At 71.8% G+C, this 25,826-nt stretch carries 23 protein-coding genes; 8 read left to right on the top strand and 15 right to left on the bottom strand.

All coding sequences use genetic code 11. The features are described from left to right. Positions 1 to 12 precede the first annotated feature (12 nt). From ABT070_RS20790 to mshC, 3 genes are all read left to right on the top strand, one after another. Positions 13 to 603, top strand: a complete 591-nt coding sequence (locus ABT070_RS20790) for a DUF3090 domain-containing protein (protein WP_020128287.1) — start codon at positions 13 to 15, stop codon at positions 601 to 603. Beyond that, positions 567 to 1,400: an SCO1664 family protein gene (locus ABT070_RS20785; protein WP_351762597.1), complete on the top strand. Its 834-nt coding sequence runs from the start codon at positions 567 to 569 to the stop codon at positions 1,398 to 1,400. The genes ABT070_RS20790 and ABT070_RS20785 overlap by 37 nt, the downstream gene beginning before the upstream one ends. A 149-nt stretch (positions 1,401 to 1,549) precedes the next feature. After that, positions 1,550 to 2,779 (top strand): cysteine--1-D-myo-inosityl 2-amino-2-deoxy-alpha-D-glucopyranoside ligase, encoded by a 1,230-nt coding sequence (gene mshC, locus ABT070_RS20780; protein WP_351762595.1) that lies wholly within the window; start codon positions 1,550 to 1,552, stop codon positions 2,777 to 2,779. Positions 2,780 to 2,865: 86 nt separating this feature from the next. On the opposite strand, the gene ABT070_RS20775 is transcribed toward mshC, so the two are convergent. The 8 genes from ABT070_RS20775 to ABT070_RS20740 all read right to left on the bottom strand — a co-directional run bounded on the left by ABT070_RS20775 (position 2,866) and on the right by ABT070_RS20740 (position 11,368). Continuing rightward, a complete protein-coding gene (locus ABT070_RS20775) occupies positions 2,866 to 3,801 on the bottom strand; it encodes a PAC2 family protein (protein ID WP_351762592.1) in 936 nt (311 codons plus the stop codon). Between the two features lie 231 nt (positions 3,802 to 4,032). After that, the gene (locus ABT070_RS20770) at positions 4,033 to 4,704 is read right to left on the bottom strand and encodes a FadR/GntR family transcriptional regulator (RefSeq protein WP_328482883.1); all 672 of its coding nucleotides are present in this window, start codon (positions 4,702 to 4,704) and stop codon (positions 4,033 to 4,035) included. A gap of 115 nt (positions 4,705 to 4,819) precedes the next feature. Further along, a complete protein-coding gene (locus ABT070_RS20765; RefSeq protein WP_351762589.1) occupies positions 4,820 to 6,115 on the bottom strand; it encodes an amidohydrolase in 1,296 nt (431 codons plus the stop codon). After that, positions 6,112 to 6,870 (bottom strand): nucleoside phosphorylase, encoded by a 759-nt coding sequence (locus ABT070_RS20760; RefSeq protein WP_351762586.1) that lies wholly within the window; start codon positions 6,868 to 6,870, stop codon positions 6,112 to 6,114. The genes ABT070_RS20765 and ABT070_RS20760 overlap by 4 nt, the downstream gene beginning before the upstream one ends. Further along, a complete protein-coding gene (locus ABT070_RS20755; RefSeq protein ID WP_082412605.1) occupies positions 6,867 to 7,733 on the bottom strand; it encodes an ABC transporter permease in 867 nt (288 codons plus the stop codon). The genes ABT070_RS20760 and ABT070_RS20755 overlap by 4 nt, the downstream gene beginning before the upstream one ends. Then, on the bottom strand, positions 7,733 to 8,779 hold the full coding sequence (locus tag ABT070_RS20750; protein WP_351762583.1) for an ABC transporter permease: 1,047 nt from the start codon (positions 8,777 to 8,779) through the stop codon (positions 7,733 to 7,735). The genes ABT070_RS20755 and ABT070_RS20750 overlap by 1 nt, the downstream gene beginning before the upstream one ends. Then, the gene (locus ABT070_RS20745; protein ID WP_351762581.1) at positions 8,776 to 10,332 is read right to left on the bottom strand and encodes an ABC transporter ATP-binding protein; all 1,557 of its coding nucleotides are present in this window, start codon (positions 10,330 to 10,332) and stop codon (positions 8,776 to 8,778) included. The genes ABT070_RS20750 and ABT070_RS20745 overlap by 4 nt, the downstream gene beginning before the upstream one ends. Continuing rightward, positions 10,313 to 11,368, bottom strand: a complete 1,056-nt coding sequence (locus ABT070_RS20740) for a BMP family ABC transporter substrate-binding protein (protein WP_351762578.1) — start codon at positions 11,366 to 11,368, stop codon at positions 10,313 to 10,315. The genes ABT070_RS20745 and ABT070_RS20740 overlap by 20 nt, the downstream gene beginning before the upstream one ends. Positions 11,369 to 11,748: 380 nt before the next feature. On the opposite strand from ABT070_RS20740, the gene mtnA reads away from it, so the two are divergent. After that, on the top strand, positions 11,749 to 12,780 hold the full coding sequence (gene mtnA, locus ABT070_RS20735; protein WP_351762575.1) for an S-methyl-5-thioribose-1-phosphate isomerase: 1,032 nt from the start codon (positions 11,749 to 11,751) through the stop codon (positions 12,778 to 12,780). A 120-nt stretch (positions 12,781 to 12,900) separates the two neighbouring features. Here the strand turns inward: mtnA and mtnB are convergent, their stop codons facing one another. Genes mtnB through ABT070_RS20720 form a run of 3 tightly spaced genes read right to left on the bottom strand, consistent with a single transcriptional unit; the run spans position 12,901 to position 14,836 of the window. Next, the gene (mtnB, locus tag ABT070_RS20730; RefSeq protein WP_351762572.1) at positions 12,901 to 13,509 is read right to left on the bottom strand and encodes a methylthioribulose 1-phosphate dehydratase; all 609 of its coding nucleotides are present in this window, start codon (positions 13,507 to 13,509) and stop codon (positions 12,901 to 12,903) included. Further along, positions 13,506 to 14,240, bottom strand: a complete 735-nt coding sequence (mtnC, locus tag ABT070_RS20725) for an acireductone synthase (protein ID WP_351762569.1) — start codon at positions 14,238 to 14,240, stop codon at positions 13,506 to 13,508. Before mtnC ends, mtnB begins: the two co-directional genes overlap by 4 nt. Beyond that, positions 14,237 to 14,836, bottom strand: coding sequence for a 1,2-dihydroxy-3-keto-5-methylthiopentene dioxygenase (locus ABT070_RS20720; protein ID WP_351762566.1), 600 nt, complete (start codon positions 14,834 to 14,836; stop codon positions 14,237 to 14,239). Before ABT070_RS20720 ends, mtnC begins: the two co-directional genes overlap by 4 nt. Positions 14,837 to 15,378: 542 nt before the next feature. Between ABT070_RS20720 and ABT070_RS20715 the strand changes: the two genes are divergently transcribed. From ABT070_RS20715 to mtnK, 4 genes are read left to right on the top strand one after another with little or no spacing between them, the layout of a single operon-like run. Continuing rightward, on the top strand, positions 15,379 to 16,476 hold the full coding sequence (locus tag ABT070_RS20715) for a substrate-binding domain-containing protein (protein ID WP_351762563.1): 1,098 nt from the start codon (positions 15,379 to 15,381) through the stop codon (positions 16,474 to 16,476). After that, a complete protein-coding gene (locus tag ABT070_RS20710; RefSeq protein ID WP_351762561.1) occupies positions 16,463 to 18,001 on the top strand; it encodes a sugar ABC transporter ATP-binding protein in 1,539 nt (512 codons plus the stop codon). The genes ABT070_RS20715 and ABT070_RS20710 overlap by 14 nt, the downstream gene beginning before the upstream one ends. 37 nt (positions 18,002 to 18,038) lie before the next feature. After that, positions 18,039 to 19,085 (top strand): ABC transporter permease, encoded by a 1,047-nt coding sequence (locus ABT070_RS20705; protein WP_351762558.1) that lies wholly within the window; start codon positions 18,039 to 18,041, stop codon positions 19,083 to 19,085. Between the two features lie 14 nt (positions 19,086 to 19,099). Beyond that, positions 19,100 to 20,272 carry an S-methyl-5-thioribose kinase gene (gene mtnK, locus ABT070_RS20700; RefSeq protein WP_351762555.1) on the top strand — a complete coding sequence of 391 codons (1,173 nt, stop codon included), beginning with the start codon at positions 19,100 to 19,102 and terminating at the stop codon, positions 20,270 to 20,272. Positions 20,273 to 20,439: 167 nt separating this feature from the next. Here the strand turns inward: mtnK and ABT070_RS20695 are convergent, their stop codons facing one another. From ABT070_RS20695 to ABT070_RS20680, 4 genes are all read right to left on the bottom strand, one after another. Then, positions 20,440 to 22,056 (bottom strand): glycerol-3-phosphate dehydrogenase/oxidase, encoded by a 1,617-nt coding sequence (locus ABT070_RS20695; RefSeq protein WP_351762553.1) that lies wholly within the window; start codon positions 22,054 to 22,056, stop codon positions 20,440 to 20,442. Between the two features lie 9 nt (positions 22,057 to 22,065). Beyond that, complete coding sequence (gene glpK, locus ABT070_RS20690) at positions 22,066 to 23,604, bottom strand: glycerol kinase GlpK (RefSeq protein WP_351762550.1); 1,539 nt, start codon at positions 23,602 to 23,604, stop codon at positions 22,066 to 22,068. Between the two features lie 74 nt (positions 23,605 to 23,678). Continuing rightward, on the bottom strand, positions 23,679 to 24,473 hold the full coding sequence (locus ABT070_RS20685; RefSeq protein ID WP_351762548.1) for an MIP/aquaporin family protein: 795 nt from the start codon (positions 24,471 to 24,473) through the stop codon (positions 23,679 to 23,681). 412 nt (positions 24,474 to 24,885) lie between these two features. Then, positions 24,886 to 25,650 (bottom strand): IclR family transcriptional regulator, encoded by a 765-nt coding sequence (locus ABT070_RS20680; protein ID WP_351762546.1) that lies wholly within the window; start codon positions 25,648 to 25,650, stop codon positions 24,886 to 24,888. Positions 25,651 to 25,826 lie beyond the last annotated feature (176 nt).

The following is a 25,826-nucleotide window of genomic DNA, read 5'->3' as shown; positions in this document are numbered from 1 at the left end:
TGGAGACAGGACGTGTCCCGTCAGGTGTTCCTCTACGACCCCCCGGACCGCTTCGTGGCCGGTACGGTCGGACTGCCCGGGCGCCGTACCTTCTTCCTCCAGGCCACCGCCGGTTCCCGAGTGACCAGCGTGGCCCTGGAGAAGACCCAGGTCGCCGCGCTCGCCGAGCGCATGGACGAACTGCTGGACGAGGTCGTACGCCGGACCGGCGGCAGCGCCCCCGTGCCCGCGATGTCGCCCGCCGAGAACACCGACACGGCCCCCCTCGACACGCCGATCGAGGAGGAGTTCCGGGTCGGCACCATGGCCCTCGCCTGGGACGGCGAGGAACAGCGCATGATCGTCGAGGCGCAGGCCCTCGTGGAGCTCGACGCGGACTCCGAGGAGGACCTCGCCGAGGCCGAGGAGAAGCTCCTCCAGGACGAGGAGAACGGGCCCCCGATGCTGCGGGTCCGGCTCAGCGGCGCGCAGGCGAGGGCCTTCGCCAAACGCGCCCTCGACGTCGTCAACGCGGGCCGGCCGCCGTGTCCGCTGTGCAGCCTGCCGCTCGATCCGGAAGGACACGTATGTCCGCGCCAGAACGGATACCGCCGGGGGGCGTGACGACCATCGACCCGGCCGCCGCCGAACTCCTCGCGCGCGGCGAGCTCACCGTCCGCGGACGCATCAGCGACGCCTCCAACGCGGCCCTGTACTGCACCGTCGGGCACGAGGGCCGCGAGGCCGCCTGCGTCTACAAGCCCGTCGCCGGGGAGCGGCCGCTGTGGGACTTCCCCGACGGCACCCTCGCCCAGCGCGAGGTCGCCGCCTACGAGGTCTCCGAGGCGACCGGCTGGGGCCTCGTGCCGCCGACCGTGCTGCGGGAGGGGCCCTACGGCGAGGGCATGTGCCAGCTGTGGATCGAGACGGCCCCGGAGTCCGAGCTGCTCGCCCTGGTGGACGCGGAGGAGCCCGGGCCGGGCTGGCGGGCGATCGGCTTCGCCGAGGTCGGCGAGGGCCGGACGGCGCTGCTGGTGCACGCCGACGACGAACGGCTGCGCCGGCTCGCCGTCCTCGACGCGGTGATCAACAACGCCGACCGTAAGGGCGGCCATCTGCTGCCCACCGCCGACGGCCGGCTGTACGGCATCGACCACGGGGTCACCTTCAACGCCGAGAACAAGCTGCGCACGCTCCTGTGGGGCTGGGCGGGGGAGTCCCTGACCGGCGAGGCCGTCGAGGTGCTCAAGGGCCTCAGAGGCGCCCTGGAGCCCGGCGGGCGGCTGGCGGTCACCCTGGCCGCGCTGATCACCCCCGCCGAGGTCGACGCCACACGCGCGCGTGTCGACGCGCTGCTGGAGGCCGGCAGGCACCCGGAGCCGAGCGGCGACTGGCCGGCCATCCCCTGGCCCCCGGTCTGACCACCCGTACGCCGGGACACAGGCCTGCCACCCGTATGCCGGGACACAGGCCGTCATGCATGCCGGACGGAATCGCACAAGAGGGCCTTCCCGGCCATCTGGCCTGCTCCGGTTCGTATACGCAACTTCCGTCCGGTTAGGCTCATGACATGCATGCCTGGCCCGCTTCCGAGGTCCCCGCCCTGCCTGGTCAGGGCCGCGACCTGAGGATCCACGACACCGCGACCGGCGGCTTGGTCTCCCTCGACCCCGGTCCCGTCGCCCGTATCTACGTCTGTGGCATCACGCCGTACGACGCGACCCACATGGGTCACGCGGCGACCTACAACGCGTTCGACCTCGTCCAGCGCGTGTGGCTCGACACCAAGCGGCAGGTTCACTACGTCCAGAACGTCACCGACGTCGACGACCCGCTCCTGGAGCGGGCCGAACGCGACGGCGTCGACTGGGTCGCCCTCGCCGAGAAGGAGACGGCGCTCTTCCGCGAGGACATGACGGCCCTGCGGATGCTGCCGCCGCGGCACTACATAGGCGCCGTCGAGGCGATACCCGGCATCGTCCCGCTCGTCGAGCGGCTGCGCGACGCCGGCGCCGCCTACGAGCTCGACGGCGACGTCTACTTCTCCGTCGGGTCCGACCCGCACTTCGGCCGGGTCTCCGGCCTGGACGCGGCCGCCATGCGGCTGCTCTCCGCGGAGCGCGGCGGTGACCCCGACCGCCCCGGCAAGAAGAACCCGCTCGACCCGATGCTCTGGATGGCGGCCCGTGAGGGCGAGCCCAGCTGGGACGGCGGCTCGCTCGGCCGCGGCCGGCCGGGCTGGCACATCGAGTGCGTGGCCATCGCCCTGGACCACCTCGGGATGGGCTTCGACGTGCAGGGCGGCGGTTCCGACCTCGCCTTCCCGCACCACGAGATGGGCGCCTCGCACGCCCAGGTGCTGACCGGCGAGTTCCCCATGGCACAGGCGTACGTCCACGCCGGCATGGTCGCCCTGGACGGCGAGAAGATGTCCAAGTCCCGGGGCAACCTCGTCTTCGTCTCGAAGCTGCGCCAGGACGGCGTCGACCCCGCCGCCATCCGGCTCACCCTCCTCGCCCACCACTACCGGGCCGACTGGGAGTGGACCGACCAGGTCCTGGTGGACGCCGAGGCCCGGCTCGGGCGCTGGCGTGCCGCCGTCTCCCGGCCCGACGGACCGCCCGCCGAGGCGCTCGTCGACGAGATCCGTGAGGCGCTCGGCAACGACCTCGACGCCCCGGCCGCACTCGCCGCCGTCGACCGCTGGGCGGCGCTCCAGCAGGAGCGGGGCGGCACGGACATCGGCGCTCCCGGTGTCGTCTCGCGGGCCGTGGACGCACTGCTGGGTGTGGCGTTGTAGCCGAAGGCGTCCTTCCACCGGACACGACCAGGGGCGGTGCGCCGAAGCGCACCGCCCCTTCCGGTCCCTGTGTCCTGCCCGCCGTACTAGTCCTCCGAGGAATCGCTGTCGTCGGCGACGTCGCCGCTCGGCTTCGGCGGCTTCGGCGGCCGGGTCCGTTCCCCGGGGCCCGGCGGGCCGCCGCCGTCCCGGCGCCGCAGATAGCGCTCGAACTCGCGGGCGATCGCCTCGCCCGACGCCTCCGGCAGCTCCGCGGTGTCCCGCGCCTCCTCCAGCGTCTGCACGTACTCGGCGACCTCGGTGTCCTCGGCGGCCAGCTGGTCCACGCCCACCTGCCAGGCACGCGCGTCCTCGGGCAGCTCGCCCAGCGGGATGCGTACGTCGATCAGGTCCTCGAGGCGGTTGAGGAGCGCCAGCGTCGCCTTGGGGTTCGGCGGCTGCGAGACGTAGTGCGGCACGGCGGCCCAGAGGCTCACCGCGGGCACGCCCGCGTGCGTGCAGGCCTCCTGGAGGACGCCGACGATGCCCGTGGGGCCCTCGTACTTGGTCTCCTCCAGGTCCATCCGCTGCGCCAGGTCCGCGTCGGACGTGGTGCCGCTGATGGGCACCGGACGCGTGTGCGGGGTGTCACCGAGCAGGGCGCCCAGGATGACCACCAGCTCCACGCCCAACTCGTGCGCGAAACCCAGCAGCTCGTTGCAGAACGAGCGCCAGCGCATGGACGGTTCGATGCCGCGGACGAGCACCAGGTCGCGTGGCTTGTCGCCGCCCACCCGGACGACCGACAACCTTGTCGTCGGCCACGTGATCTTGCGCACGCCGGCGTCCATCCACACCGTGGGGCGGTTCACCTGGAAGTCGTAGTAGTCCTCGGCGTCCAGTGCCGCGAACACCTCGCCCTTCCACTCCCGCTCCAGGTGCCCGACCGCGGTGGAGGCGGCGTCGCCGGCATCGTTCCAGCCCTCGAACGCGGCCACCATGACCGGGTCGATCAGCTCGGGAACCCCCTCGAGCTCGATCACCCAGCGCCTCCTTCCGACGTGCCCTCGCTTGACCACCCAACCTTACGGCGTTCCGCGGGGGCGCTCGCAGCCCCCTTGCACGGGGGAGTGAACGGATCACTGCCCCGTTCGTCACCCGCGAACACCCCTTGCCGGACCCGACTCACGGCATCGACTCACAGGTGGCGCACAGGGTGGGTGTCCAGCGCGGGTGTGCAAGGTGGGTGCGCAAGGTGGGTGCACGTCGCGGACTCACAGCGTCGAGCGCAGCCACTGCTCCACGCTCGCGATGTGGACCGTGGCCCAGGACCGTGCCGCCTCCGCGTCCCGGTCGCGCAGTGCCGCCAGGATCGCCCGGTGCTCGCGCAGGGTGCCGGCGACCGCGTCCTCCTGCGTCAGGCCGCGCCAGATGCGGGCCCGGGTGGTGGGCCCGGACAGTCCGTCGAGCAGTGAACACAGCACCGAGTTGCCGGCGCTCTGCACGATGCCGCGGTGGAACTCCAGGTCGCCCGCGACCAGTTCCTCCACCGAGGGCTCGGCCCCGAGCTTGTCCAACTGGGCGTCGAGCGCGTCAAGTTGCTGCTCGCTGATGCGCAGGGCGGCCATCGCGGTGGCGGCCGGCTCCAGGATGCGGCGCACGGCGAGGAACTCCAGGACCGTGTCGTCGCGGTGGAAGTCGACGACGAAACTCAGCGCCTCCAGGAGGAGTTGCGGGTCGAGGCTGGTGACGTAGGTGCCGTCGCCCTGCCGCACGTCCAGGATCCGGATCAGCGACAGGGCGCGCACCGCCTCGCGCAGGGAGTTGCGGGACAGGCCCAGCTCGGCGGCCAGCTCGCTCTCCTTGGGCAGCCGGTCCCCGGGCCGCAGCGCGCCCGAGACGATCATGCCCTTGATCTTCTCGATCGCCTCGTCGGTGACTGCCATGACCGGCCTCCCTGTCGCTCGCCGCCCGGACATCGGACCCGGGGGTCGGATCCGGATATCGGATGAAGACATCGGAGCAAGACATCCGATGTCTCAGCGCCATTATGGGGGCAGATCAGAGGAGTGCCTCCAGGTCCGCGATCACCGCCCGCTCGTCGACCGTGGTCAGGCCACGATCGCGCATCAGCACCCGCCCGTCGACGACGGTGTCCCGCACGTCCGACGGGTGCGCAGCGTACGCCAGCGTCGACCACGGGTCGTGGCGCGGCCGCAGATGCGGTGCGTCCAGATCGAGGACGATCAGATCGGCCCGCTTGCCGGCCTCCAGCGAGCCGAGCTGCCCGCCGAGCCCGAGCGCCCGCGCGCCCTCGATCGTCGCCATCCGTACGGCCTGCTCGGCGCCGACCGCCGTCGGATCGCCCGCCGCCTTGTGCACCAGCGCCGCCTGCCGTACGGCCCCCAGTACGTCCAGCGAGTTGGAGCTGACGGCGCCGTCCGTGCCCAGCCCCACCGTCACGCCCGCGCTGAGCAGCCGTGGCACGGGCGCGATGCCGCAGCCCAGTTTCAGGTTCGACACCGGACAGTGGGCGACGGCCGTGCCCGTGCGGGCCATCGCCGCGATCTCGGGCCCGGTGAGGTCGACGGCGTGCGCGAGCAGCACATCGGGGCCGAGCAGCCCGAGGGAGTCCAGCAGCTCCACCGGCCGCTTGCCGTGCTGCACCTCGACGGTGGCGACCTCGGTGGCGTTCTCGGCCGCGTGGATGTGCACCAGCGCCCCGAACTCCCGGGCCAGCGCGAAGACTTCGGTGAGCTGGCCGGGGGAGAGGGTGTACGCCGAGTGCGCGAAGACGACGGGCCGGTGGCCGGGCCGCGCGGGTCCGCGCGCCTCGAGGTCACGCCGTGCCCACCCGAGCCGTTCCTCGTACGCGATGCCGTCGGGCGGGCCGGGCACGTCCATGAAGGTCGGTCCGGTGTGCAGCCGCCAGCCCGTCTCGCGGGCCGCCCGCTCGGCCGCCTCGTGGAACCAGTACATGTCCAGCGCCGACGTCACTCCGGCCCGCAGGCTCTCCGCGACCGCCAGCCGCACCGCCGCCGCCACGTTCTCCGGCGCCAGCAGCTCCGCCTCCCACTTCAGGACGCGTTCCAGGAAACCCTGGAGCGTGACGTCGTCTGCGCGGCCGCGCAGCAGGGTCATCGCGAGGTGGGTGTGCGTGTTGATCAGTCCGGGGAGGACGAGACACCCGGCGGCGTCGATCTCCTCGGCGGCGGTGTACCGCTCGCGCAGCTCGTCGGCCGGTCCCACGGCGAGGATCGCGCCCTCGTGGACCGCGACCGCCCCGCCCGGGACGACGGTCGCGTCGTCGTCCATCGTCAGGACGTCGCCGCCGTGCACCAGCAGGTCGATGCTCACGCCTGCCCACCTTCGGCTTCCGCGAGCAGCCGCAGCGCCTCCAGGGACACCACCGCGCCCCGTTCGACGCCGGCCGCGACGACCTCGCGGTGCGGGTCGTAGCCGCCCGTGGTCTGCTCGTCGACCAGTTCGTCGGCGTTGGCTCCGTCGATCACCAGCACACCGCCCGCGACCAGGCCGCGAAGCGAGGCCGTGACCAGCAGCGCGGACAGTTCCATCTCGATGGCGGCGAGCCCGGCGCCGGCGTAGGAGAAGAGCGGCAGCAGGCCCGGCTGGAAGGCCGCCCGGGTCCACACGACGCCCCGGTGGTGCGGGGCGCCGGCCTGGCGGGCCGCCCGCTGGAGGGCGAGGACCGCCTCGGGCGCGGAGACCGCCGGGTACTCGGGGGGCAGCAGCTGGTGGGTGACGCCGTCGTCGCGGACGGCCGCCTCCGCGACGACCAGGTCGCCGTCCCCGATGCCCGGCTTCATCGCGCCCGCCGTGCCGAACCGCAGGAACGTGGTGACGCCCGCGTCCGCCAGCTCCTGGAAGAGCAGGATCGCGCCCGGCGCGCCCACCCCGTGCGAGGCGACGACGACCGGCACGCCCTTCCAGCTTCCGCTGAACACCCGGTACTCGCGGTGGTACGAGACCTCCTCGGCGCCGTCGAGGAGTGCGGCGACGGCCGCGGCGCGGGCCGGGTCGCCGACGACCACGGCGTGCGCCGGGAGACCGGTGCGCGGGATGCGGGTGACGGGCAGCAGGTCCTGGGTCATTGGACGGCTCCGGTGGTACGGGGGCGGCGACGGCGGCGGGCCGTCGTGAGGAAGAGGGCGCCGAGCGTGACGACGTAGGGCGCGGCGTCGGTCGCCTGCTGCGGCAGGCCGAGACCCTGGAGGCGGAACCCGGCCGCTTCGGCGAGCCCGAACAGCAGCGCGGCGAGCAGCACGCCCAGGGGCGCGGCGCGGCCCAGCATGACGGCCACGACAGCGATCCAACCACGGCCCGCCGTCATGTTCTCGGTGAACAACGTGACGTTGCCGAGGGCGAGCTGGGCGCCCGCGAGGCCGCACAGCACTCCCGACAGCAGGATCGCGCCGTACTGGTACTTCGCCGGGCTCACCCCGAGGGTGGCCGCCGCGTCGGGCGCCTCGCCGACCCCGCGCAGCCGGAGTCCCCACACATGCCGCGACAGCAGCAGCGCGGCGACCGCGACCGCCGCCCACGAGAGGTACGCGAGCGGGGTGAAGCCACCGATCAGCGGCAGCCCGGCGAGGGACGGATCGTCGAAGGTGCCCTGCACGCCGAAGACCGTGCGCAGCAGGAAGCTGGTCAGGCCGACGGCCAGGAGGTTCATGGCGATGCCGAGGACCACCGCGTCCCCGCGCAGGGTGACCGCCCCCACGGCCAGGATCAGCGAGTACGCGGCCGCCGCGAGGGCCGCCGCCAGCACGCCGAGCCAGGGGCTGCCGGTGAACCAGCTGGTCGCCACGGAGGTGAAGCAGCCCATCAGCATCATGCCCTCGAGGCCGATGTTGAAGACCCCGGCGCGCTCGCACAGGGCGCCGCCGAGGGCCGCCAGCAGGATCGGGGTGAGCGCGCGCAGCGCCGACATGAGGAGATCGGAGTCGAGGAACATCACACCGCCTCGCTTTCCCGGGTGCGGCGGCCGAACAGGCGGCTGGGGAAGCGCAGCCGGGCCGCGAGGAACACGATCACGATCGCCTGGAGCACCTGGGTCAGTTCGCGCGGCACCTCGGTGGTGCGCTCCATCGCCAGTCCGCCGACCTGGAGGACGGCGAAGAAGAACGCGGCGACGACCGTGCCCAGCGGAGCCGCGGCGGCGAGCAGGGCCGCGGTGAGGCCGGTCCAGGTGTAGCCGGGGGCGGTGAGCGAGCCGTCCACGAAGCGGTAGGGGAAGCTCAGCACCCCGATGGCGCCCACGAGTCCGGCGAGGCCTCCGGAGAGTGCCATCAACTTCAGGGTCAGGCCCCGGCGTTCGACGCCCGCGTACGCGGAGAAGCGCGGGTTGAGACCCGTCATGCGGATCTCGTAGCCGACGGCGGTGCGCCGGTCGGTGAACCAGTACGCGGCGGCGGCGAGCACGACGAGGACGAGCCCGAGGGTGACCGTGGAGTCCCCGAACGCGGGCAGCGCCACCCCGTCGGGCAGCGCACGGGTCTGGGGCAGGCTGGAGCCCGGCTCCTTGAGCGGATAGCGGGCCAGGTAGGAGGCGAGCGACACCGCCGGGTAGCTCAGCAGCAGGCTGCTGACCAGCAGCGGGACCCCGAGGTGGTTCTCGCACAGGGCGGCCAGGACGGCGTAGCCGGCGCCCGCCGCCATGCCGGCCAGCAGGGCCAGGGCCACGGTGAGGGGCGCGGGGAGCGGCGAGTAGAGGCCGGTCACGGCGGCCGTGATCCCGCCGAGCACCATCTGCCCGTCGCCGCCGAGGTTGATCAGCCCGGCCCGCAGCGGGATCGCCAGCGCGAGCGCCAGGCCGAGCACGCTGGTGCCGGTGGTCAGGGTCGAGCCGATGCCGTCGGCGCCGAGCGCGCCGGTCACGACCGCTTCGTACGCCGAGACCGGGTCCGCGCCGGTGCCGAGCAGGAACAGCGCGCCGATGACGAGGCCCGCGAGGACGGAGAAGGCGAGGGGGGAGCGCAGGGCTCCTGATATGCGTGTCATGTCAGTGGGTTCATCTCGGTGGCCTCCACGGGGGCGCCCGCCATCGCGAGGCCCAGCGTCCGCTCGTCCGCCTCTTCCTTGGCGTACGAGGCCGCGACCCGGCCCTCGTACATGACGAGAACACGGTCCGCGAGGCCGCGGATCTCGCTCAGCTCGGCCGAGACGAGGAGGACGGCGTGCCCGGCGTCGCGGTAGGCGATCAGCTGGTCGTGGATGTTCTGGATGGCGCCGATGTCGACGCCCCGGGTCGGCTGCTCGACCAGCAACAGTGGTGCTTCATGGGCGAGTTCGCGGCCGATGAGCAGCTTCTGGAGGTTGCCGCCGGACAGCGCGGAGGCGGGGACCTCGGTGGTCGCCGCCTTGATGCCGAAGCGTTCGACGAGCCGCCGGGCGTGCGCGCGGACGGCCGCGGGCGGCAGCAGACCGCGGGTGGAGAGGGTGCTGCGGTGGTGGCCCATCGCCAGGTTGTCGGCGACCGAGGCGGCGGGGGCCGTACCGACCGCGTGCCGGTCCTCCGGGACGTAGGCGAGCCCCTTCGCGCGCCGCTCGGTGGCCGAGGCGTGCGTGATGTCGTCGCCCTGGAGCGTGACCTGTCCGGCGGCGACCGGACGCAGCCCGGCCAGCGCCTCGACCAGCTCGCTCTGGCCGTTCCCGGCGACCCCCGCGATACCGACGATCTCACCGGCGCGCACGGTGAGGTCCACATCGTGGACGGAATCCGTGTGGAAACCGGTGACCCGCAGCACCGCCGCACCGGGCGTGCCCGGTGCGTGGACGCGGTCCAGTTCCACCGCGCGCCCGGTCATCGCGGCGGCGATCTCGTCGGCCGTCGTGTCGGAGGTGACCAGCCGGGCGGCGACCCGGCCGTCCCGCAGGACGGTCACCCGGTCGCTGCCCTCCAGCACCTCGCGCAGCTTGTGGGTGACGAGGACGACCGTACGGCCCTGCGCGGTCAGCGACTTGAGCACGCCGAACAGGGCGTCCGCCTCGGCCGGGGTGAGCACGGCCGTCGGCTCGTCGAGGATGAGCGTCCGGGCGCCCCGGTGCAGCAGCTTGAGGATCTCCACGCGCTGCCGCAGCCCGACCGGCAGGTCGCCCACCCGGGCTTCGGGATCGACGGCCAGCCCGTGCTCCGCGGCGAGTTCGCGCACCCGGCGGCGGGCCGCGGCCCGGTCGACCAGGCCGAAGCGGCGCGGCTCGGCGGCGTAGACGACGTTCTCGGCGACCGTCAGCGAGTCGAACAGCTTGAAGCTCTGGTGGACCATGCCGAGCCCCGCCGCCATGGCGTCGGAGGGGCTCGTGAACCGCACCTCCCGCCCGTCGATCCGGATCGACCCGGCGTCGGCGCGCTCCATGCCGTACAGGACCGACATCAGCGTGGACTTGCCCGCGCCGTTCTCGCCCATCAGGGCGTGGATCTCACCGTGCCGGACGGTCAGGTCGACGGCGTCGTTGGCGAGCGTGCCGGGGAACCGCTTGGTGATTCCCCGGAGCTCGACGGCGGCGCCGGTCACGCCGGCGCCGCTCGCGGGTTCAGCTGGCGGCCGGGTCATCGACCTTCAGCTCTCCCGAGACGATCTGGTCGCGCAGCGCCTCGACCTTCGTCAGGACGTCCTTGTGGTCGGCGATCACGCACTTCGACGTGTCCACGCCGTCCTCCAGGCCGGTCAGGCTGATGCCGCCCTCCTTGAGGCCGTACGAGACGGTCGTGCCCGTCGTACCGCCGAGGACCGACTCGATGCCCTTCTCCACGGCGATGTCCGTGCGCTTGATCACGTTGTCGACGACCGTACCGGGCGCCGAGGCGCACTGGTTGACGTCGACGCCGTACGCGAACGCGCCCTTGGCCTTGGCGGCCTCGAAGACGCCGTAGTTGCCGGCCGCGGCGGCCGCCATGATCTGGTCGTAGCCCTTGGCGAGCAGGGTGTTCGCCTGCTCCTTGGCGCGGGCCGAGTCGTCGAAGGGGGACTGGCCGCCGACGAAGCGGGTCGACGCCTCCGTCTTGGCGGCGACCTTCTTGGCGCCGGCCGCGAACGGGTCGCTGTAGCGGCGGAACTGGGGGGTGTCGAGCACGTCGACCGCGCCGACCTTGCCGGACTTGCTCAGCAGGCCCGCCTCGGCGCCGGCGAGGTAGACGCCCTCGTGCTCGCGGAAGACCGCGCAGCTGACGTTCTTGAAGGTCTTGGTGGTGCACGCGTCGATGATCAGGAACTGCTGGCTCGGGTTCTTCGCGGCCTGCTGGGCGACGATGTCGGCGAACTCGAAGCCGACGAGGACGATGACGTCCGGCTTGGCGTCCACCGCGGCCTGCACGTTCTGCTGCTGGGAAGCGGTGTCGGTGGACTCGTAGACCTTCTGGGTCCCGTCGTGCTGCTTCGCCGCGCTCTCGACGCCGGTCACCGCGAGCTTGAGGAACTCGTTCTGGCCGACCGCGTCGGGGGTGACGAGGGTGAAGGACTTGCCGCTGCCGCCGCTCGCGCTCGTGGCGGAGTCGTCCTTCTTCGCGGCGGCGTTGCAGGCGGTGGCGAGGAGCACGGTGCCGGTCGCGAGGGCGGCGAGCTGCACGGAGCGGCGGTGTCTGCGGGGCATCGGGGAACCTTCCGGGTATGCCGAGAGGCGCATCACGACGCTGAGGTGCGCGCGTACGGCGGGGTGAGGTGAGCGACGGTGCTCGGTGCGGGACGAGCCGCGAGGGAGGGCCGAGGGGACGGACTCAGCCGCGACAGCCGTCGCCGGCGCAGCGGCCGAAGTCGAGGAAGCGGCGCCTGGTGAGCAGCGGCATGCGTTCCCCCTTCGTCTCGATCTGCGGGATGCTGGTATCGCCCTGCGGATGCAGGTGCTGGACTCTAACACTCGTTTCCGGACATCCGCCGAGGTGTCTCGAACTGTGGTTCGCCCACCGTTTCTCGAGGGTTCTTCGAGGTCATGTACGGTATCGAACACCAATGGAACATCAGGAGCGTCCCGTTATGTCCCAGGAACTGCGCGCCGTCGAGTGGACCGGAACCGGCCTCGCGCTGATCGACCAGACCGCGCTTCCGCACCGCACCGCGACCGTCGATGTCCACGATGTGGACACTCTGGTCGACGCGATCCAGCGCCTGGTCGTGCGCGGCGCCCCCGCGATCGGCGCCGCCGGCGCCTACGGTGTCGCGATCGCGCTGCTCCAGGGCGAGCGCGAGGGCTGGACCGAGGACGAGACGCGCGAGGCCGTCGCCCGCGTCCGCGAGGCCCGCCCGACCGCCGTGAACCTCATGGTGTGCGTGGACCGGGTCATGACCCGCTTCGACGAGGGGCTCGACGCGGTCCTGGCGGAGGCGGCCGCGGTCCAGCGCGAGGACGTCGAGGCGAACCGTGCGATGGGCGCGTTCGGCGCGGACTGGCTGCTGGAACGGGTCGGCGCGGACCGCCCGCTGCGGATCCTGACGCACTGCAACACCGGCGCGCTGGCCACCGCGGGCTGGGGCACCGCCCTCGGCGTCATACGCGAACTGCACGCGCGCGGACGCCTGGAGGTCGTCTACGCCGACGAGACCCGCCCGCTGCTCCAGGGGTCGCGCCTGACCGCGTGGGAGCTGGTCCAGGAGGGCATCCCGCACTTCGTCCAGGCCGACGGGGCCGCCGCCGGCACCATCCTGCGCGGCGAGGTCGACGCGGCGATCGTGGGCGCCGACCGCATCGCGGCCAACGGCGACACCGCCAACAAGGTCGGCACCGTGGGGGTCGCCCTCGCCTGCGCCGACGCGGGCATCCCGTTCCTGGTGGCGGCGCCCACCACCACGGTCGACCTCTCGACGCCGGACGGCGGGGCGATCCACATCGAACTCCGCGGCGAGGACGAGGTGCTGGAGTGGGGCGGGGTGCGCACGGCGCCCGCGGAGTCGCGCGGCCACAACCCGGCGTTCGACGTCACGCCGGGCCGGCTGGTGACGGGCCTGGTGACCGAGCGGGGCGTCCTGGAGGTGTCCACGGGGGAGCTGCCCGGGGACCGGTTGCGCTGAGCGGCGGGGCGGCCGCGCCGGGTACACCGGCCGCGCCGAGCACACCAGAAAGGCCACGGTCGACGGACCGTGGCCTTTCTCGTGTCGCCCGCGTTCCCGTGGCGCTCGCGCTCGCTGCGTTCAGCGCCGCGTCAGCTCCAGCTCCAGGAGCCATTCGACGACCTCGGTGTGGTGGCGGGCCTGGCGCGGGGTGTCGCCCCACACGTACAGGCCGTGCCCGGCCACGACGACCGCGGGCATCCGCGCGTCGCGGGCCGCCTCCAGCCGGTCGCCGAGAACCTTCATGTCCTGGCTGTTGGCGATGACCGGCAGCGTCACCTCGACGTCGTGGGCCGGCTGGCCGACGCCCTTGAGCATCTCCACGTCCTTGAAGACGATCCCGCCCGGGTGCCGGTGACCGAGCGCCACGGAGGCCACCGTGTGCACGTGCACGACCGCGCCCGCGCCGGTCAGCGCGGCCACGCGCGCGTGCAGCTCGGCCTCGGCGGACGGCTTGCCCCCCTGTACGGCGGCGCCGTCCCCGTCGACCAGCACCACGTCCGCGGGCGTCAGTTCACCCTTGTCGTGGCCGCTCGCGGTGACCGCGAGCCGCAGCGGGTCGCGGGTGAGAACCACCGACAGGTTGCCGGAGGTGCCGCGCATCCAGCCGAAGGAGGCGAACCGGGCGGACTCGGCGGCGAGGACCGCCCCCGCCTCCTCCAGGTCGCGTGCGGTGGGGTCGGCGGTCATGAGGTGCTCCCGGAGTTGCTGACGGTGATCTCGTCGAACGTCCCCGCCTGCGCGTGGTCGCCGACGCCCTGCTGGAAATACGGCTCTCCCGGCCGCCGGATCCCGACCGCGTGCCAGCCGGCCTCGCGGGCCGCGTCCAGCTCCCCCGGCCGGTCGGAGAGGAAGAGCAGCCGGTCGGCCGGCACGCCGGTCGACCCGGCGATACGGCGGTACGACTCGGCCTCCTGCTTGGGGCCGGCGTTCTCGGTGTCGTACAGACCGGAGACGAGCGAGGTGAGGTCGCCCGCGGGGCTGTTGGTGAACCACGCCCGCTGGGCGGAGACCGCCCCCGACGAGTAGACGTACAGCCGCAGCCCCGCCGCGTGCCACGCGCGCAGCCGCGGCACGACGTCGTCGTAGAAGTGCGAGACGAGGTCGCCGCGTGTGAAGCCCTCGGACCAGATGACGCCCTGGAGGCTCTTCAGCGGGGTCGCCTTGCGGTCCTCGTCGAGCCAGGCGTTGAGCGTCTTCTCGATCGTGGCCGCGTCGGCGTCCGGCCGGTCGGTCAGCTCCCGCACCTGCTCGATCGCCCGTGCCACCGCGGGCTCCCCGGCACGCTCGGTGAGCAGTTCGGCGAAGCGGGCGCGCGAGTACGGGTACAGCACGTCCACGACGAAGCCCGTGGCGCTCGTGGTGCCCTCGATGTCGAGCACCACGGCGTCCACGTCGTACGTCAGGCCGCGCACGCTCACGCGGCGGCCCGGTCGGCCTCGTAGCCGGCGGCGATCGTGTCGTAGTCCGGGAAGCGGCCGGCGATGGTGGAGCCGGTGAAGCTGCCGATCCAGCCGTCCTCCTCGTGGAAGAAGCGGATCGCCGTGAACGACGGGTTCGTGCCCATGTCGAACCAGTGGGTGGTGCCGCGCGGCACGCCCAGCAGGTCGCCCTTCTCGCAGAAGACCGCGTGCACCTCGCCGTTCACGTGCAGGTAGAAGATGCCGGAGCCGGAGACGAAGAAGCGGACCTCGTCGTCGTCGTCGTGGGTGTGCTCCTGGAGGAACTTCTCGCGGGCCGCCTTCGCCTTCGCGGGGAACTCCGGGTCGTCGCTCGGGTGCAGACCGAGGACGTCGACGGTGGTGAAGCCCTCCTCCGCGTTCAGCTTCTCGATCTCCGGGCCGTACGCCGCGAACACCGTCTCGCTGTCGGCGTCGAACGGCACGTCCGAGCGGACCGGCCACTGTTCGTAGCGCACGCCCAGCGGCTTGAGGGCCGTGGCGATCTCGGCGGGGTCGGAGGTACGGCGGACCAGGGTCTCCGGGCCGGACTCGGACCAGGTCGTCAGCAGCGTCATGGAAGCAACTCCAGGATTCTGGAAGGGATGTCCGGATACCGAGACGGATCGGACGGGGTGGGGAAGAGCGAGGCGGGCGGCGGGGACGGTCACTCAGCCGCGACACGGCGCGCCGGGACAGCGCCGCATGCGGGGCATGCGCAGCGCGTTCGCGCGATATGTCGTCATCGGGGCCTCACTGTGCCGGGTCGGATGCCGGTTCCGTGATGGTAACTCCCGGCGGCAGGTCGACCGCCTGTGACGTAATCGTTGTCTCGAATATTGAGATGCGGCGTCCATTCCTTTGACGGGTGGCTGGAATCGTTCTCATGATCTGCGTATGAAGACGCTGCTGCTCGTGCGGCGGCTGTACGTGGACTTGCTCCGGTCGACCACAGCCAGCTGTCGCTGACCCCTCCCGGAGCTCCGACGCGCCCCCGTTCCCGGGGCGCTCCCCGCCACGCGCGGTGGCTCGTTCCCGTCCTTCGCTCCGGGCTCACGCACCCCTGCCGCACATCCCCCTCGCCCCACCCCTCTGCGTCACCCCGCACCTGGAGCCCCTCATGTCCCGTGTCCGTCTGCCTCTCGCCGCGCTCTCGCTGGCCTCCGTCTCCGCCCTCGTCCTCTCCGGCTGCGCGCAGTCCACCGACGCCTCGAAGGACACCGGCAACTCCGCCGCCTCGGCGTCCGCCGCCACCGGCAAGAAGCCCGCCCCCTTCGACGCCGGCGCGGTCAAGGTGGCCCTGGTCCGGCAGAGCGGCGCCGGCGACTACTTCGAGCAGTGGGGCAACGGCGCGAAGGCCCAGGCCAAGGCGCTCGGCATCGACCTGACCGTGTACGACGCCCAGGCCGACAACGCCAAGCAGGCCACCGACCTGTCCTCGGCGATCAACTCCGGGGCGAAGGCGATCATCATCGACCACGGCTTCCCTGCGACGATCCAGCCGGAGATCGACAAGGCCGTGAAGAAGGGCATCAAGGTCGTCGTCTACGACGTCGAGACCGCCACGAAGGGTGTCGTCTCCACCAAGCAGGACGACGCGAGCATGGCCCAGGCCGTCCTCGACGTGATGGCCGAGGAGGTCGGCAAGGACGCCAAGGTCGGCTACGTCAACGTCGCCGGCTACGCGGCCCTCGACAAGCGCGACAGCGTCTGGAAGTCGACGGTGACCTCGCAGGCCTGGAAGCAGCAGTTCAAGGTCGGCAAGGTCACCGACTCCACGGCCACTGACAACGTTCCCCTCGTCTCCGCCGCGCTCACCCAGCACTCCGACGTGGCCGGCGTCTTCGCGCCCTACGACGAGCTCGCCAAGGGCACCGTGCTCGCCGTGCAGAACAAGAAGCTCCAGGACAAGGTGAAGGTCTTCGGCGCCGACGTGTCCAACGCCGACATCCAGCAGATGACCGCAGCCGACAGCCCCTGGGTCGCCACGGCGGGCACCGACCCGTCCGCGGTCGGCGCGGCCGTCGTGCGCACCGCCGCGCTGGAGCTGGCCGGTCAGCTGAACAAGACCTCCGTCGAGTTCCCGGCCGTCGCCATCACGCAGGACTTCCTGCGCGAGAAGAAGATCGCGAACATGGACCAGCTGCGGGAGGCGCTGCCCGCGCTGAACCTGTCGCAGGTCTCCACCGCGGACTGGATCTCGAATGTCGCCCACTGAGACCGGCCCCTCGCGGGCCGTCCCGGCGGTCGGTCTCACCGACGTCAGCATGGCCTTCGGCGGCAAGACGGTGCTCGCCTCCGTGACGCTGGACATCGCACCGGGCAGCGTGGTCGCGCTGCTCGGCGCGAACGGCGCCGGCAAGTCCACGCTGATCAAGATCCTCTCGGGCGTCCACACGGACCATGGGGGCGAGGTGCGCGTCGACGGCGCACCGGTCGCCCTCGCCTCGCCGCTGGCCGCCCGTCAGCTGGGCATCCAGACGGTGCACCAGCGGATCGGCGAGGGCATCGTGCCCGGCCTCACGGTCGCCGAGAACCTGGTCTTCGAGGAGCTCGCGCAGAAACGCGGCAACCCGTTCCTGAGCGGCCGCGGCACGCTCGCCCGCGCCCGTGAGATCCAGGCCGGCCTCGGCCTGGACTGGAGCGACCCGGTGCTCAAGCAGGACGTCGGCGAACTCGGCATCTCCGACCGGCAGTTGCTGATCCTGGCCCGCGCGCTGGCGACCCGCCCCCGCCTGCTCGTGCTCGACGAGCCGACCTCGGCGCTCTCCGCCGCCGAGGCACAGCGGCTGTTCGCCCTCGTCGAGAGGATGCGCGCGGACGGCATCGCCGTGCTCTACGTCTCCCACCGGCTCGGCGAGATCGACGCGCTCGCCGACCGGCTGGTCGTCCTGCGCGACGGTCTCCTCACCGAGGACCAGGCCAGGCCCTTCGACTGGGACGCGGCCCTGCGCGCGATGCTGGCCCAGTCCCAGGAGGTGACCACCGCCCGGCCCGTCAGGGAAGGCGCCGAAGGGGAGGTCGCCCTCTCGCTGCGCGGTGTCCGCCTCTTCGAGGGCCGCGCCCCCCTCGACCTCGATCTGCGCTCCGGCGAGGTCACCGGCGTCGTCGGCCTGCTGGGCGCGGGCAAGACCGAGCTGGCCCGCGGCCTGTTCGGTGCGGAACCCTTCGCCGTCGGCACCGTCGAACTGGACGGCGCGGCCTACGCGCCCCGCCGCCCCTCCGACGCCATCCGGGCCGGCGTCCACCTCGTTCCCGAGGACCGGCACGCCGACGCCCTGGTGCCCGGCTGGTCGGTCGCGCGGAACATCTCGCTGCCGTTCCTCAGGTCCTTCTCCCGGGCCGGTCTCATGAACGGACCGAAGGAGGACGCCCTGGGCCGCGAGATGATCGACGCCCTGGGTGTCGTCACCCGCGACGAGCACAGCACCGTCGAGGAACTGTCCGGCGGCAACCAGCAGAAGGTCGTCGTCGGCCGCTGGCTCGCCCACACCCCGCGCGTCCTCATCCTGGACGAGCCGTTCCGAGGCGTGGACATCGGCGCCCGGCGCGACATCGGCCGCCGGGCCCGTGCCCTCGCCGCCGAGGGCGCGGCCGTCCTCGTCCTGTCAGCCGACGTGGACGAGGTCCTGGAGGTGGCCGACCGGGTCGTCGTCCTCGCGGCCGGTGAGGTCCATCTCGACGCGTACGGCGAAGACGCGGAACGCGACCGCGTGATCCAGACCATCTCGGCGTCCGTCTGACGCCGGCCCGCCCCCACGAAGGCCCAGGAAGCACCCCATGACCACCACCCAGAGCACCGAGGTCCCCACCAAGGCGGCGATCCGGCCGGCGACCACCACGGCGGTGCGCGTCCAGAACGCCGTGATCAAGTACGGCTTCATCTTCGTGACGGTCGCGCTGTTCCTGTACTTCGCGCTGAGCGAGGGCTCGTTCCGCGAGTCGGCCACCCTGCTCGACACCCTGCGGTACGTCTCCGTCGCCGCGATCCTCGGGCTCGGCGTCACCCTCACCATGGCCGTCGGCGGAATGGACATGTCCGTCGGCGCCGTCGCCGGACTGGGCGTCTCCGTCGCCGCGCAGACGATGGTCGTGTTCAACCAGGTCGGCACGGTCGCGATCCTCGCGGTCCTGGTGGCGGGCGCGCTCGCCGGCCTGCTCAACGCCCTGCTGATCGTCGTACTGAAGATCCCCGACATGCTCGCCACGCTCGGCACGATGTTCGTCATCCAGGGCAGCAAACTGATCCTCGTCGACGGCCAGTCGATCACTCCCGGCATGACGATGTCCGACGGGTCCACCGCGCCCGGCAGGTTCACCGACGGCTTTCTGAAGATCGACCGCGGCACGGTCCTCGGCATCCCGATCTCCGTGCTGATCTTCGGCGGTCTGACGATCGCCGCCTGGGTCTTCCTCGCCCGCACCCGCTGGGGCCGCGTCCTGTACGCCATCGGCGCCAACCCCGAGGCCGCCCGGCTGGCCGGCATCAGGGTCGGCGCCTACCGCGCCCTGGCCTACGTCATCTCCGGCGTGCTCGCCTCGGTGGGCGGCCTCATCCTGGCGTCCAGGATCGGCCAGGGCGACGTGTCGGCCGGCACCTCCCAGCTGCTGGAGGCGGTGGCGGTGGCACTCGTCGGCACCTCCGTCCTGGGCCGCGGCCGGCCGAACGTCTGGGGCACCGCCCTCGGTGCGGTGCTCATCGGCATCATCACCACCGGCCTGACCATCAAGGGTCTGCCGTACTACACGCAGGACGTCGTCGAGGGCACCGTGCTGATACTCGCCCTGGTCTTCAGCTTCACCCTGTCCAAGCGCCGCACCGCATAAGGGAGTTCACGACCATGGGCTACCGCATCCTGGAGACCGACGACATCCCCGCCTACCTGGGCGAGCGGGGCCACTGGGAGGACCTCGCGGACATCCGGGTCCGGGAGGTGTCGGACGGCAACATGAACCGGGTGTTCCTGGCCTCCTCCGCCGACGGCACCCGCAGCCTCGCCGTCAAGCAGGCCCTGCCCTGGGTCCGCGTCGCCGGCCCCTCCTGGCCGATGAACCCCGACCGCGCCGACGCCGAGGCCCGCGCCTACGAGCAGGTCGCCAAGGTCGCCCCCGACAAGATCCCGGTGGTGCACGGCTACGACCCCGAGAACTACGCCCTCGTCATGGAGGACATGTCCGACCTCGAGGTGCTGCGCACGCTGCTCAACGAGGGCGTGGCCTACGGCCCGCACACCTCGGCGAGGATCGGCGAGTTCGTCGCCCAGTTCTCCTTCGCCACCAGCGACTTCGGCATGCCGTCCGCCGAACGCAAGGCGCTGATCGCGGCCTCCGTCAGCCCGGAGCTGTGCAAGATCACCGAGGACGTCGTGCTGTCCGAGCCGTACGTCGAGCACGAACACAACCACTGGCACCCCGGTCTCGACGACCTGGCCGCCGCCTTCCGTGCCGACACCCGGCTGCGCACCGAGGTCGCCGACCTCCGCCACACCTTCATGACCGGCGCCCAGGCCCTCCTGCACGGCGACCTGCACACCGGCAGCGTCATGGTGGGCACCCGCGAAGGCGCGCCCGTCGTACGGGTCTTCGACCCCGAGTTCTCCTTCGTCGGCCCGATCGGCTACGACCTCGGCCTCTACTGGGCCAACGTGCTGGTCTCCGAGGAACGGGCCCGCGCCCTCGGCACCCTGGCCGACCACGCCGACCAGCTCCGCCTGACCTGGGAGGCGTTCGAGGCCGAGTTCCGCCGGCTGTGGCCGACCCGCGTCGACACCTTCTTCGACGACGCCTATCTCGACCGCTTCCTGCGCCGCGTCTGGACCGACTCCGTCGGCTACGCGGGCACGGAGATCGTCCGCCGCATCATCGGCTTCGCCCACCTGACCGACCTGACGACCCTCCCCGACCCGGTACCCGCGTCCCGGCGCGCGCTGCTCCTGGGCCGCGAACTGATCGTGCGCCGCGAGGAACTGACGGACGCGGCAGCGGTGCGGGCGGCGGTGGACGGGCTCGGCTGAACCGACCGGCACCGGCCCCCGGCCCCTCGGCGGCGCATGACGAAACGGGGCGGCTCCACAGCTGTGGAGCCGCCCCGTCCCGTGGTGTCGGCCCCGGTACGGTGGGGCCGTCCCCTGACGCCGGCCCTGGTCAGGGGAGTGGGCCGGCGAGAGGTCTTCCGCCGGACCTACTTCTTGTCGAGCAGGTCCTGGACCTTGCCGCGGACGTCGTCCGTGGCAAGGCCGCGGATCGTCAGCGTCGTACGGCGGCGCAGCACGTCGTCCGCCGTCTCCGCCCACTCGTTGTCGCGGGCGTAGACGACCTGCGCCCAGATCTCGGGCGCCTCCGGGTGGACGCGCTCGCCCAGCTCGGGGTTGTCGTTGGCCAGCCGCGCGATGTCGAAGGCCAGCGAGCCGTAGTGGGTGGCCAGGTGCCTGGCGGTGTCGGCCGCCATGCGCGGGCCGGGCGCCGGGTTGTCGACCAGCAGACGGTGGGCGACCGCGCGCGGGTTGGCGACGCCGGGCAGCGGCAGTTTCTTCGGCAGCGAGGAGATCGGCTCGAAGTCGTCGCCCAGCGGGTGGCCGGGCAGCGCCTCCAGCTTCTGCATGACCGTACGGCCGATGTGCCGGAAGGTCGTCCACTTGCCGCCGGCGACGGACAGCATGCCGCCCCGGCCCTCGGTCACCACGGTCTCGCGCTTGGCCTTGGCGGTGCTGCCGGGACCGCCCGGCAGTACGCGCAGACCCGCGAAGGCGTACGTGATCAGGTCCCGGTCCAGCTGCTGGTCGCGGATGGAGAACGCGGCCTCGTCGAGTATCTGGGCGGTGTCCTTCTCGGTGACCGCGACGTCCGCCGGGTCGCCCTCGAACTCCTCGTCGGTGGTGCCGAGCAGCAGCATGTCCTCCCAGGGGAGGGCGAAGGTGATGCGGTACTTGTCGATGGGGGTCGCGAGCGCGGCCTTCCAGGGGGCGGTGCGCTTCAGGACCAGGTGGGCGCCCTTGGAGAGACGGATGGAGGGAGCCGCGTTCGGGTCCTCCATCTTGCGCAGGTGGTCGACCCACGGACCGGTCGCGTTCAGCACCAGCCGGGCACTCACGCCGAACTCGTCACCGGAGAGCCGGTCGCGCAGCTCGGCGCCCGTGACCCGGCCCTTGGTGAAGCGCAGCCCGCTGACCTCGGCGTGGTTGAGGACGACGGCGCCCGCCTCGACGGCCGCGCGGACCGTCATCAGCGCCATGCGCGCGTCGTTCATCTGGTCGTCGCCGTACACGGCCACGGCCTTGAGGTTGTCGGTGCGCAGCTCGGGCACGTCCTGCGCGGCCTTGGCCGGGGACAGGAGGTGACCGACGCCGTCGCCGAACGCCGACAGCGCGGAGTAGGCGAAGACGCCCGCCCCGAGCTTCGCCGCGCCGTGCGGCCCGCCCTTGTACACGGGGAGGTAGAACGTGAGCGGGTTCGCCAGGTGGGGGGCCACCTGCCGGGAGACCGCACGGCGCTCGAAGTGGTTCTCCGCCACCAGCTTCACCGCGCCGGTCTGCAGGTAGCGCAGACCGCCGTGGAGGAGCTTGGAGGAGGCGGAGGAGGTGGCGCCGGCGAAGTCGCCGGCGTCGACCAGAGCCACCCTGAGCCCGGACTGCGCGGCGTGCCAGGCGGTGGAGATGCCCAGGATGCCGCCGCCGATGACGAGAAGGTCGAACGACGCCTTGGAGAGCTGTTCCCGGGTCTCGGCACGGCTCGGGTTCGAGCCGGACGCCGGGTGCGTCCCCAGGGCAGGCACGGACTTCAGGGTGGTCTGACTGGTCATGTGGGGTTCTTACTCCTCGTCCTCGAGCCAGCCCATGGTCCGCTCGACGGCCTTGAGCCAGCTCTTGTACTCACGGTCGCGGGTCTCCGCGTCCATGCGGGGGGTCCATTCGGCGGCCCGGCGCCAGTTGGCGCGCAGCTCGTCGGTGCTGGTCCAGAAGCCGACGGCGAGGCCGGCGGCGTAGGCGGCGCCGAGGCAGGTGGTCTCGGCGACCATCGGGCGCACCACGGGGGCGTCCGCGAAGTCCGAGAGCGTCTGCATCAGCAGGTTGTTGGAGGTCATGCCGCCGTCGACCTTGATCGCCGCGAGCTCGACGCCGGAGTCCTTCGTCATGGCGTCGGTGATCTCACGGGTCTGCCAGGCCGTGGCCTCCAGGACGGCGCGCGCGAGGTGCGCCTTGGTGACGTACCGGGTGAGGCCGGCGATCACACCGCGGGCGTCGGAGCGCCAGTACGGGGCGAACAGACCGGAGAAGGCCGGCACGAAGTAGGCGCCGCCGTTGTCCTCGACCGAGAGCGCGAGCGTCTCGATCTCGGCGGCGGTGGAGATCAGGCCCATCTGGTCGCGCATCCACTGCACCAGCGAACCGGTGACGGCGATCGACCCTTCGAGGGCGTAGACCGCCTTCTGGTCGCCGATGCGGTAACCGACCGTGGTGAGCAGCCCGTTGTACGAGTTGACCGGCTTCTCGCCGGTGTTCATCAGCAGGAAGGTGCCGGTGCCGTACGTGGACTTCGCCTCGCCCTCGGCGAAACAGGTCTGGCCGAACAGGGCCGCCTGCTGGTCACCGAGCGCCGAGGCGACCGGGATGCCGCCGAGCAGGTCGCCCAGCTTGCCGCCGGTGACCTCGCCGTAGACCTCGGCGGAGGAGCGGATCTCCGGCAGCACGTTCAGCGGGACGCCGATGGACTCGGCGATCTTCTCGTCCCACTCCATGGTGTGCAGGTTCATCAGCATGGTGCGGGAGGCGTTGGTGACGTCGGTGACGTGCTTGCCGCCGTTCACACCGCCCGTCAGGTTCCAGATGACCCAGGTGTCCATGGTGCCGAAGAGGATGTCGCCCGCCTCGGCACGCTCGCGCAGGCCCTCGACGTTGTCGAGCAGCCAGCGCGCCTTCGGGCCGGCGAAGTACGAGGCCAGGGGGAGGCCCGTCTCGCGGCGGAAGCGGTCCTGGCCGACGTTGCGGCCGAGCTCCTTGCAGAGCGCGTCGGTGCGGGTGTCCTGCCAGACGAGGGCGTTGTGGACGGGCTGACCGGTGTTCTTGTCCCACAGCAGCGTGGTCTCACGCTGGTTGGTGATGCCGATCGCCTTGATGTCGTCGCGGGTGATGCCGGCCTTCGCGATGGCCCCGGCGACGACCTCCTCGACGTTGGTCCAGATCTCGGTGGCGTTGTGCTCCACCCAGCCCGGCTTCGGGAAGATCTGCTCGTGCTCCTTCTGGTCGACGGAGACGATGCGGCCGTCCCGGTCGAAGACGATGCAGCGCGACGAGGTGGTGCCCTGGTCGATGGCGGCGATGAAGGGGCCGGCGGTGTGCGCGTCGGTCACGGTGTGCTCCTGGGGTTCCGTGGTGAGGGGGCTGTCTGTACGGCGCTGATGACTACGCGGTGTGGCTGGTGCTCTTAAGCAAAAGCGACGTTGTAGATACCCGCAGCGATCGCGCCGCCGATCAGCGGACCGACCACCGGGATCCAGGCGTAGCTCCAGTCGGAGCCGCCCTTGTTGGGCAGGGGCAGGAGGGCGTGCACGATACGCGGACCGAGGTCACGGGCCGGGTTGATCGCGTAGCCGGTCGGGCCGCCGAGGGACAGACCGATCGAGACGACCACCAGCGCGGTGATCAGCGCGCCCAGGTTGCCGAGGCCGTTGCCCTTGTCGTTCAGGCCCTGCGTGAGCACGGCGAGGACGAGCACGATGGTGCCGATGATCTCCGTGGCGAGGTTCTGCCAGACGACCCGGACCTCGGGGCCGGTGGAGAAGACGCCCAGGACCGGTCCGGCGCCCTGTTCCCGCGCCTCGACGGACTTGGCCTTGGCGGCCTCCGCGTCCGGCTCGCCGACGATGTCCTTGTCGGTGAGGTGCGCGTGGAACTGGCCGTAGTAGGCGATCCAGACCAGGGTGGCGCCGATGGCGGCACCGAGCAGCTGCCCGGCCCAGTAGACCGGAACGTTGCTCCAGTCGTCGTCCTTGATCGCGAGTGCGAGAGTGACCGCCGGGTTGAGGTGGGCGCCCGAGAGCGGCGCCGAGGTGTAGACAGCCGTCAGAACGGCGAAACCCCACCCGAAGGTGATGGCGAGCCAGCCGGCGTTACGGGCCTTGGAGGCCTTCAGCGTGACGGCGGCGCAGACGCCACCGCCGAGCAGGATGAGTATGGCGGTACCGATGGTCTCGCCGATGAAGATGTCGGAGCTGGACACCCGCGACTCCTTTGTCCTTCGTCCAGGAAGCCGAACCCCGGGTCCCGCCGGGGGTTCGAGCGCCCTCGGGGGTGAGAGCGATGCCGGCCTTTGGCGTTGTCACACTCTAGCGCGTATTGCCGTTAGGTGTTCGACAATGTCGACCGGTGGACGGGAGTCTTGCCGTGGCGTTACGTGCGCGTCAAGAGTGTTGTTGTCGAAAGTGCGATCGTTATTGATCGATGCGAGTTATCGATCTTCGCGCCGGTGCGCATGCTCTCGCCCTGTTTGTCCAGTTCGGACAGTTTTTTCGGCGTATGAAAAAGGCCGGAACGTCGGAGGACGTCCCGGCCTGCTCTTGCGCACTTCTCAGAAACGGTGGGTCGGCGGTCGGTGGTGGCGGGCGGGGGGCGGGGGGTGAGCGACGGGTCGCTCAGAACCGCCCGGCGCCCAGGTCGCGCGAGACCGCGCGGGCGCAGTCCCGTACCGCGGCGATCAGCTCGGGGCGCACCTCGCCGTCCCGGCCCAGCCGCTCCACCGCGCCGGTGATGCCGACCGCGCCCACGGGCATGCGCCGCCGGTCGTGGATGGGCGCGGCGACGGAGGCGACGCCCTCCCAGGTCTCCTCGACGTCGGCCGCGTACCCCCGCGCGCGGGTCAGGTCGAGGACCCGCTCGAAGGCCTCCGGCTCGCACACCGTGCGGTCCGTGAACGGCTTGCGCTCGGCCTCCAGGACCTCGCTGTGCGCCACCGGGTCGTAGGCCGAGAGCACCTTGCCCAGGGCCGTGGAGTGCAGTGGCTGCATGGCCCCGATCTCCAGCACCTGCCGGCTGTCGTCGGGCCGGAAGACGTGGTGCACGATCAGCACGCCCTGCTGGTGCAGCACCCCCAGGTGCACGCTCTCGCCGCTGGACCGGGCCAGATCGTCCGTCCACACGAGCGCACGCGCGCGTAGCTCGTGCACATCCAGATAGGTGGTGCCCAGGCGCAGCAGCTCCGCGCCCAGCTGATAGCGCCCGGAGGCGTCGTCCTGCTCGACGAAGCCCTCGTGCTGGAGGGTGCGCAGGATGCCGTGGGCGGTGCCCTTGGCCAGGCCCGTGGACGAGGCGATGTCCGACAGGCCCAGTCGCCGCTCGCCGCCCGCGAGCAGCCGCAGCATCGCGGCCGCACGTTCGACCGACTGGATGTTCCGTGCCATCGCCGTCCTGCCTCCGTCCCCTCGACCGTCAACGCGCGGCATCTACTGCCGCCGTTCGGCAATGTCGAACACTACCGGTCCATGTCGACCTCTCGCTAATGTTCGGTCGATACGTGTTACGCCATTCGCCTCCACGGAGTGACGCGGCCGTCGCACGCTCGTGTTCCGGTCGCGCT

Source organism: Streptomyces sp. NPDC002884 (assembly GCF_040295245.1).
GTDB lineage: Bacteria > Actinomycetota > Actinomycetes > Streptomycetales > Streptomycetaceae > Streptomyces.
Note: the sequence above shows the minus strand (reverse complement) of the source record. Positions and strands in the feature narration are given on the sequence as shown.

What these genes read in the sequence shown, in the direction of transcription:
- ABT070_RS20720 (WP_351762566.1), bottom strand. Translation starts at nt 14,836, where the DNA reads ATGACGCTGCTGACGACCTGGTCCGAGTCCGGCCCGGAGACCCTGGTC.
- mtnB (WP_351762572.1), bottom strand. Translation starts at nt 13,509, where the DNA reads ATGACCGCCGACCCCACCGCACGCGACCTGGAGGAGGCGGGGGCGGTC.
- ABT070_RS20715 (WP_351762563.1), top strand. Translation starts at nt 15,379, where the DNA reads ATGTCCCGTGTCCGTCTGCCTCTCGCCGCGCTCTCGCTGGCCTCCGTC.
- ABT070_RS20770 (WP_328482883.1), bottom strand. Translation starts at nt 4,704, where the DNA reads ATGGCAGTCACCGACGAGGCGATCGAGAAGATCAAGGGCATGATCGTC.
- mtnK (WP_351762555.1), top strand. Translation starts at nt 19,100, where the DNA reads ATGGGCTACCGCATCCTGGAGACCGACGACATCCCCGCCTACCTGGGC.
- ABT070_RS20750 (WP_351762583.1), bottom strand. Translation starts at nt 8,779, where the DNA reads ATGACACGCATATCAGGAGCCCTGCGCTCCCCCCTCGCCTTCTCCGTC.
- ABT070_RS20760 (WP_351762586.1), bottom strand. Translation starts at nt 6,870, where the DNA reads ATGACCCAGGACCTGCTGCCCGTCACCCGCATCCCGCGCACCGGTCTC.
- ABT070_RS20705 (WP_351762558.1), top strand. Translation starts at nt 18,039, where the DNA reads ATGACCACCACCCAGAGCACCGAGGTCCCCACCAAGGCGGCGATCCGG.
- ABT070_RS20680 (WP_351762546.1), bottom strand. Translation starts at nt 25,650, where the DNA reads ATGGCACGGAACATCCAGTCGGTCGAACGTGCGGCCGCGATGCTGCGG.
- mtnA (WP_351762575.1), top strand. Translation starts at nt 11,749, where the DNA reads ATGTCCCAGGAACTGCGCGCCGTCGAGTGGACCGGAACCGGCCTCGCG.
- ABT070_RS20710 (WP_351762561.1), top strand. Translation starts at nt 16,463, where the DNA reads ATGTCGCCCACTGAGACCGGCCCCTCGCGGGCCGTCCCGGCGGTCGGT.
- ABT070_RS20745 (WP_351762581.1), bottom strand. Translation starts at nt 10,332, where the DNA reads ATGACCCGGCCGCCAGCTGAACCCGCGAGCGGCGCCGGCGTGACCGGC.
- ABT070_RS20695 (WP_351762553.1), bottom strand. Translation starts at nt 22,056, where the DNA reads ATGACCAGTCAGACCACCCTGAAGTCCGTGCCTGCCCTGGGGACGCAC.
- ABT070_RS20755 (WP_082412605.1), bottom strand. Translation starts at nt 7,733, where the DNA reads ATGTTCCTCGACTCCGATCTCCTCATGTCGGCGCTGCGCGCGCTCACC.
- ABT070_RS20785 (WP_351762597.1), top strand. Translation starts at nt 567, where the DNA reads ATGTCCGCGCCAGAACGGATACCGCCGGGGGGCGTGACGACCATCGAC.
- ABT070_RS20740 (WP_351762578.1), bottom strand. Translation starts at nt 11,368, where the DNA reads ATGCCCCGCAGACACCGCCGCTCCGTGCAGCTCGCCGCCCTCGCGACC.
- mshC (WP_351762595.1), top strand. Translation starts at nt 1,550, where the DNA reads ATGCATGCCTGGCCCGCTTCCGAGGTCCCCGCCCTGCCTGGTCAGGGC.